Genomic DNA, 7,005 nt, shown 5'->3' with positions numbered 1-7,005 from the left:
CCCCCAGACCCCCTCCCCCAGACACCGCAACTCACCTGTACGTACTCGCAGGCCGCACCGAACCCACCGCCCTCGCGACCGCGTTCGCCAGGGGAGCGACCTCGGCCTCCGTCAGGGTGGCCACGGTCACCCGGATCCCCTGTGGGGCGCCCATCCGGAAGCGGGCGCCCGGGGCCACCGCCCAGCCCGCGTGCAGGAGGCGGGACACCGCGCCCGTCTCGTCGGGGACGGGGATCCACACGTTGAGCCCGCTGCGGCCGTGCGCCTCGACCCCGCGCTCCGCCAGAGCCCGGATCAGCCGGTCGCGGCGCTCGCGGTAGACGGCCGCCACCTCGGCGGTGTCGAGCACGCCGTTCCCCCACAGGTGCACCACCGCCCGCTGGGTGATGAGGCTGACCCAGCCGGGGCCGAGGCGGTGCCGGCCGTGGACGCGGTCGACGGTGACCTCGTCGCCGGTGAGGACCGCCAGGCGCAGATCGGGGCCGTAGGCCTTGGCCACCGAGCGGACGAAGGCCCAGTGGCGGGTGGATCCCGCCAGGGGGTGCAGGGGGAGGTCGACGATGCCGTGGCCGTGGTCGTCCTCGACGAGGAGGACGTCGGGGTGGTCTTCGAGGACCGCTCGCAGGGCACGCGCGCGCGTGCCGGTCACCGAGGCGCCGGTCGGGTTCTGGGCCCGGTCGGTGACGATGAGGGCGCGGGCGCCCGACTCCAGGGCCCGGCGTACGTCGTCGGCGAGCGGCCCCTCGTCGTCCACCCCCACCGGGGCGGTACGCAGGCCGAGCGCCGGGACCAGGTCGAGGAGGCTACCCCAGCCGGGGTCCTCCAGCGCGACCGTGTCGCCCGGCTTGAGATGGGCGGCCAGGACGCGCTCGATCACGTCGAGGGACCCGGAGGCGACGGCGAGAGGACCGCCGGGAACGCCGTCCCGGTCGAGCGCCTCCCGGGCCAGGCGCGCCAGGTCCGGATCCACGGTCGCCTCTCCGTACAGGACCGGCTCCCGGTCGCCCTGTGCGGCGGCCGCCGCGAAGGCCGGCGCCAGCGGGGGCAGCAGCGCGGGGTCCGGGTTGCCGTTCGACACGTTTCGCACGCCCTCCGGGACCTCGACCCGGATGTACTCGCGGCCCGTGGTCGCGGGCTTCGGCCGGACCCGGCTGCCCCTGCGCCCGGAGGTCTCGATGACCCCGCGCTCCCGCAGGGTGCGGTACGCGGCCGCGACGGTATTGGGATTGACGCCCAGCTCGGTCGCCAACTCCCGCATAGGAGGAAGTAGTTGTCCTGGTTCCAGTTCCCCGGCACCCACCGCGCGCTCGACGCTCGCCGCAATCTCTGCTGCGCGTCGCCCTTCGATCCGATATTCTCCTAGCACAAAGCAGATTATGCACTAGTGCAATGGAGACCGCAATGCAGGGGACCACCGCGACCACGCCGGAGCCGACCGCCTACGCGCCGACCGACCGCACCGTCCCGACGCGCTCCCCCGACCGGGCCTCGTACGACAGGGAACTGGTGCACTCGATACTCGACGAGGGCTACGTCTGCCACCTCGGCTTCGTCCGGGACGGCGCCCCCGTGGTGCTGCCCACGCTGTACGGCAGGGTGGGCGAGCGCCTCTACGTCCACGGCTCGACCGGCTCGCGCCCGCTGCGGATGACCGGCCAGGCGGACCCCGGACTTCCCGTGTGCCTGACGGTCACGCACGTCGACGCGCTGATCCTGGCCCGCTCCGCCTTCCACCACTCGATCAACTACCGCTCGGTGGTGGTGCACGGAATCGCCCACGACGTCACGGACCCCGAGGAGAAGCGCCTCGCCCTCGACGCGCTGGTCGACCACGTGGTCCCGGGGCGCGCGGTCGACTCCCGCCCCGCCAACAAGAAGGAACTGGCCGCCACCGCCGTGATCCGCCTCGACCTCGACGAGGTCTCCGCCAAGCTCCGCACCGGCGGTGTCAACGACGAGCCCGAGGACCTCGCCCTCCCCCACTGGGCCGGTGTGGTCCCGCTGCGCAAGGGCTACGGCACCCCGGTCGCCGACGGGCACCTGGCCCCCGGCACCGAGGTCCCGGACTACCTCGCGGTGCTGTGATGCTGATCCACCCCTGGGACGCGGCCCGCGACGACGCCGAGTGGCAGCAGTGGCTCGGCGTCCACGACTTCGGGCAGCTCGCCGTCAACGGCCCTGCGGACGAACCGCCGTTCGTCCAGCCGCTGCACTTCGCCTACGACCCCGCGCGGGGCGAGGTCCTCACCCACCTCGCGCGGCCCAACCCGCTGTGGCACGCGCTGGAGGCGAGCCCGGACTGCCTGCTGAGCGTGGTCGACGACTACGTGTACGTCCCGGGCCCGTGGCAGGCCGAACCGGACGGCCCGCCCGAGCACGGCACGCCCACGAGCTTCTACGCGGCGGTCCAACTGCGCTGCCGTGCGCACGTGGTGGACGACCCGGCCGAGAAGGCCGAGCTCCTGAACCACCAGGTCGGTCACTTCCAGCCGGAGGGCGGCTCCGCGCGGGTGGCGGTGGGCGAGGCGCCGTACGGGCGGATGCTGGCGGGGATTCGCGGACTGCGGCTCGAAGTGACCGGTGTGCGGGCCAAGTTCAAGTACGCCGGGAAGCGGGACGCGCGGGTGCGGGAGCGGATCGCGGACGGACTGGCCGCCCGGGGCGGTCCCGGGGACGCGGCGGCACGCGAGCACCTGCTGCGGCGGCAACGCGCCTGACCGAGGGGGCCCTTCAGGGAGAAGGGCCCCCTCGCTCGTCAGGCGGGCACGCGCGCCTCGGTCACCGCGAGCCCCGCGACGGCGCCCAGCATCAGCAGGGTGCCGAGGAGGACGGCCGGGGTGAGGTGCTCGCCGAACACCACGACGGCCAGCACCGCCGCGCTCACCGGTTCGAGCAGCATGATCACGGAGACGGTGGTGGAGCGGACCACCGCGGCGGCCGCGAAGTAGAGGCCGTAGGCGAGCGCCGTGGGGACGGTGGCCAGGTAGGCCAGCAGGGCCAGGAGCAGGGCGGGCCGGGCCGTGTGCGGGAGCAGGCCCTCGGCGAGCGCGAGCGGCAGCAGACACAGGCTGGTGACCGCGAACACCGCCACGGACGTCCCGGAGGACTCCGCGCGGGCGGCGCGGGTGATCAGGGTCATCACACAGCAGCCCGCGGCCGAGAGCAGCCCGAACAGCACACCCAGGGGGCGCACCGACGCGTCCGCCCCGCCCAGCGTCAGCACACCGAGTCCGGCGAGCGCTCCGGTGACGGCGAGGACTCCGCCGCGTCCGAGCCGCTCCCCGAGGGCGAGGCGGGCCCCGAGCGCGATGAGCACCGGGCCGGCGCCGAGGGTGACGACGGTGGCCACGGCGAGCCCGGTGGACCGTACGGCGGCGAAGTAGGCGGTCTGGAACACCGCGAGCCCGACGCCCGACGCGCCGACCCTCAGGGCCCGGCGGCCGAGCGGTTCCGGGGCGGCCGCACGCGCGCGTGGCCGTGCGAGACGGACCGCGAGCAGCACCGCGAGCCCGGCCGCGCAGCGCCAGAAGGACAGGGACACCGGGCCCAGGTCACTGGTCCGGTAGGTCAGGGAGGCGACGGCTCCCGCGGTGCCCCAGGTGACACCGGCGACGATCAGATAGAGGAGGCCTCGCCCGACGGGCAGGCCTGAGGAAGCATGCGACACGTGTTCTCTCCGCAGTCGCGCCGGAGCGCGGAAGTTCGGAAGAGGACGCCCGCTCGGCGGCGGGGTCCCGCGGACTTCGTCTGCGGGCAGCACCGTTCGGCCCGGCGACCGGCCGGGCGTGGTCTCCGGAGGGCCCGCCTCAGGCGGCCGGCGGAGAGACGATGAGGGTGCGGGTGTGCATGGTCAGGGAGCCTAGGCGGCGTTCTCCCGGGCGGGCAACGGACTTTCGGCGCCACCGGCCGCGACCGGCTCCGCGGAGCCCTTGGCCGGCGTCGAGGACTGCGCGATGAACGCGCCCAGCAGGACGACCGCGCCGCCCACGATCTGCGGGGCGGAGAGGTGCTCGCCGAGCAGCACCCAGGCGAGGACGGTCGCGACGACCGCTTCGAGGCAGGCCACGACGCCGGCCACGGCGGGCGAGAGCCTGCGTACCGAGACCACTCCGGTGACGTAGGCGAGGACGGTGGCGATCAGCACGATCCAGCCGAGCAGCAGTCCGGCCGCGACCGGGGTGCCGTTCATGTCGGCGCGCTGCGCGAGGACGGAGAAGTCCATGGTCCACGGGCGGGCCACGACGGTCAGGACGGCGGTGCCCACGAGCAGCCCGTAGGCGATCACGCCGAGCGGGTCGGGGGCCTCGCCGGAGTCGCTGCCCTGGTCGGACAGGACGAAGTAGCCGACCTGGCAGCAGGCGGCGCCGAGCGCGAGGAGCAGTCCGAGGGCGTCGAAGCTCAGGCCCGACCAGACCTCGACGACACAGGCGAGCCCGCCCACCGCGAGGACCACGCCGAGCGCGGCGGCGCGGGTGACCGGCCGTCGCTGCACGAACCGCACCCAGCCGAGCACCAGGGCCGGGGCGAGGTACTCGACGAGAAGGGCGACGCCGACCGGGATGCGGGAGATCGAGGCGAAGTAGAAGGCCTGGACGCCGGCCACGCCGAGCAGTCCGAAACCGGCGAGCAGGGCGGGGCGGCTGCGCAGCAGCGCGCGGTGCCGGACGGCGAGCGGCAGCATCACCAGGGCGGCGCCCGCCACCCGCAGCCACACCACGTGGAGCGGATCGAGGCCCGCCTCGATCAGCGGCTTGGCCGCGACCCCGGATCCGCCGAAGGCGAGGGCGGACACCAGCGCGAGACCGAGTCCGACTCCCCTGCCGCCACCGGCCCTGCTGCTCTCAGACGTATGCACCGGCCCATGATGACAGGGCACGACATGAGCGTCACCCCCGTTGACTCCTGTCTCAGCGACTGGACCGCGGCGGGCCGCCCCACAGGCCCCCGGGCAGGCGGTCCTCGATCCGCGCGACCACCGCCCGGGCGTCGATGCCCGCCCGGGTCAGCACCTCCACCGCCCGGGACTCCGGGTCCGCCAGGATCGCCGCGAGCAGGTCGATCCCGCGGGCGAGCCCGTCGGCGCGGTGCCCGGCCCGGACGCAGGCGTGTTCCATGGCGGCCGCGGCGAGCGGCGAGAAGCCCTCGGCCGCCGGGGCGAGGGGGACCGCGCCGGAGTCCTCGACGGTGCCCTGCCAGCGCAGTCCGTAGCCGATGCTGCGCTGCACGAGATATCCGAGGAGCCGCGGCAGGTGGGGTTCCGCCTCCAGGACGGCGTACGCCTCGGCGTCCGCGTCCAGCAGCGAGTGCAGCAGGTGGGCCGTGTCGATGTGCCGGTCCCCGTCCCGCAGCGCGCGCCTGCGGGCGCCGGACACCACCGCTGCCAGTTCCGCGCTGAGCCTGACATCGTCGTCCGGACGGACCGGCGGCAGACCGCTCTGTTCGCGGTCCGACTGCCGGGGGATACGGGGGTGCACATCCCCTACCCCATCAGCCCCACCGAATCCGGGCATCCCCGAGGGGAAGCATTTCCGCGTCCCACGCAGAGCGGATCCCGGGGCCGAATTCTCCTCCTTACGGATGAGAATCAGGCCCCTCCCGCCCCGGTGGGCGCGCGCCGCCTCGCCGTGCGCCCCTCGCGCAACCGCCACGCGGCGCCACTCGTCCCCCACAGGCGTGGACAGCAGGGGCTGGCTGGTGGCACTGCCGGCCGTGGACGGCAGGCAGTACGTGTACCGGGTGTACGCCCCGGAGGACGCGCTGCCGGCCGACCTGTTCTGGGAGGCGTGGCACTGCCACGACGAGAGCGCCTTCCCGCGCGCGTGGGACCTGTTCGACGCGGCGGTGATACGGCGGGTGGGCTGAGCCACCTCGGGCGGAACCGAGTCCGGTCGAACCCCCTCCGCACTTTCTGACGGTTCATCAGTATTGAATGTTGTGCACGCTGCGGCTACTTTCCGCGACACCACAGACCGACACGAAGAGGTGGCCGCATGGCGGAAATCAGCGCGGAGGCACGCATCCCGGCACCCGCGGAGAAGGTCTGGGCCCAGCTCACCGACTGGTCCGCGTACGGGGAGTGGAACGCGACCCACACCAGCTTCCCCAAGGGCGGCCCCGCGGTCCTCGAACCGGGCGGGACCTTCCAGGAGAACATGAAGCTGATGGGCTTCCCGGCCGAGGTCGAGTGGACCATCGACCAGGTGGAGCCGGCCCGGCTGTTCGCCATCCGGGGCAAGGGTCCGATGGCGGTGAGCGTCGCCACCCGCTACACCCTGACCCCCGACGGGGACGCCACCGAGGTGCGCATCGACGGTGAGTTCACGGGCGCCGCCGTCTCGCTGATGGCGGGCAGGCTGAAGGACTCGGGCACCGCCGCGCTGCACGAGTCGCTGCGGAAGCTGGCCGTCCTGGTCTCCTGACAGCGCGTCCGGACAGCGCGTCCCGTCCCGACAGCCCGTCCTGACGGCCGGGCGCACGAAGGCGCCCCGGGAGTGTCTCCCGGGGCGCCCGTCGCCGCCACAGGGCGGTGATCCGTGATCAGTCCTCGTCGGCGAGGATGAGGTACAGCTTCTTGCGGGCCTCGTTGATGACGGCCACCGCCTTCTCGCGCTGTTCCTTGCTGCCGGTCTTCCAGACCTGCCCGAAGGCCTCCATCAGGCCGAAGCCGGCCTGCCGGATCTCGCCGAGCGCCTCGAAGTCGATGCCGCGGGAGGCTTCCTCCCAGGGCGCGTCGGGGCCCTCGTCGGCCGCGGTACGGCCGGCCTCGGTGAGCGAGAACAGCTTCTTGCCGCCCTCGGTCTCACTGGCGATCAGCCCCTCGTCCTCCAGCAACTGAAGGGTGGGGTACACCGAACCCGGGCTGGGCTTCCACGCCCCGCCGCTGCGCTCGGCGATCTCCTGGATCATCTCGTAACCGTGCATCGGCCGGTCCTTGAGCAGGGCCAGGATCGAGGCGCGCACGTCACCGCGCCGCGCCCTCCCCCTGGGTCCGCCCCGTCCCCGGTG

The 7,005-nt window shown here is 73.7% G+C and carries 9 protein-coding genes; 4 read left to right on the top strand and 5 right to left on the bottom strand.

The features are described from left to right. Positions 1–31 precede the first annotated feature (31 nt). The gene (locus tag AOJ26_RS23790) at positions 32–1,366 is read right to left on the bottom strand and encodes an aminotransferase class I/II-fold pyridoxal phosphate-dependent enzyme (protein WP_078960009.1); all 1,335 of its coding nucleotides are present in this window, start codon (positions 1,364–1,366) and stop codon (positions 32–34) included. A gap of 35 nt (positions 1,367–1,401) precedes the next feature. On the opposite strand from AOJ26_RS23790, the gene AOJ26_RS23785 reads away from it, so the two are divergent. Together AOJ26_RS23785 and AOJ26_RS23780 are read left to right on the top strand one after the other, a co-directional pair. After that, a complete protein-coding gene (locus AOJ26_RS23785) occupies positions 1,402–2,085 on the top strand; it encodes a pyridoxamine 5'-phosphate oxidase family protein (RefSeq protein ID WP_053850382.1) in 684 nt (227 codons plus the stop codon). Beyond that, positions 2,085–2,717: an FMN-binding negative transcriptional regulator gene (locus AOJ26_RS23780; protein ID WP_053850381.1), complete on the top strand. Its 633-nt coding sequence runs from the start codon at positions 2,085–2,087 to the stop codon at positions 2,715–2,717. Before AOJ26_RS23785 ends, AOJ26_RS23780 begins: the two co-directional genes overlap by 1 nt. Positions 2,718–2,755: 38 nt before the next feature. Here the strand turns inward: AOJ26_RS23780 and AOJ26_RS23775 are convergent, their stop codons facing one another. From AOJ26_RS23775 to AOJ26_RS23765, 3 genes are all read right to left on the bottom strand, one after another. Continuing rightward, entirely contained in the window at positions 2,756–3,667 is a 912-nt protein-coding gene (locus AOJ26_RS23775) for a DMT family transporter (RefSeq protein WP_053850380.1), read from the bottom strand. A 192-nt stretch (positions 3,668–3,859) separates the two neighbouring features. Next, entirely contained in the window at positions 3,860–4,855 is a 996-nt protein-coding gene (locus tag AOJ26_RS23770; protein WP_053850379.1) for an EamA family transporter, read from the bottom strand. Between the two features lie 52 nt (positions 4,856–4,907). Further along, on the bottom strand, positions 4,908–5,474 hold the full coding sequence (locus AOJ26_RS23765; RefSeq protein ID WP_053850378.1) for a Clp protease N-terminal domain-containing protein: 567 nt from the start codon (positions 5,472–5,474) through the stop codon (positions 4,908–4,910). A gap of 199 nt (positions 5,475–5,673) precedes the next feature. Between AOJ26_RS23765 and AOJ26_RS43570 the strand changes: the two genes are divergently transcribed. After that, positions 5,674–5,862: a hypothetical protein gene (locus AOJ26_RS43570; RefSeq protein WP_143663629.1), complete on the top strand. Its 189-nt coding sequence runs from the start codon at positions 5,674–5,676 to the stop codon at positions 5,860–5,862. A 128-nt stretch (positions 5,863–5,990) separates the two neighbouring features. After that, a complete protein-coding gene (locus AOJ26_RS23760; protein WP_053850377.1) occupies positions 5,991–6,419 on the top strand; it encodes an SRPBCC family protein in 429 nt (142 codons plus the stop codon). A gap of 118 nt (positions 6,420–6,537) precedes the next feature. Here the strand turns inward: AOJ26_RS23760 and AOJ26_RS23755 are convergent. Continuing rightward, positions 6,538–7,005, bottom strand: a 468-nt coding sequence (locus tag AOJ26_RS23755; protein WP_053850384.1) for a PadR family transcriptional regulator, incomplete at its 5' end; no start/stop codon positions are given.

Origin of the sequence: Streptomyces sp. NRRL B-24085 (assembly GCF_001282115.1) — a bacterium.
Lineage (GTDB): Bacteria > Actinomycetota > Actinomycetes > Streptomycetales > Streptomycetaceae > Streptomyces.
The sequence above is the reverse complement of the archived record's forward strand: the minus strand, read 5'-3'. Positions and strand labels throughout refer to the sequence as shown.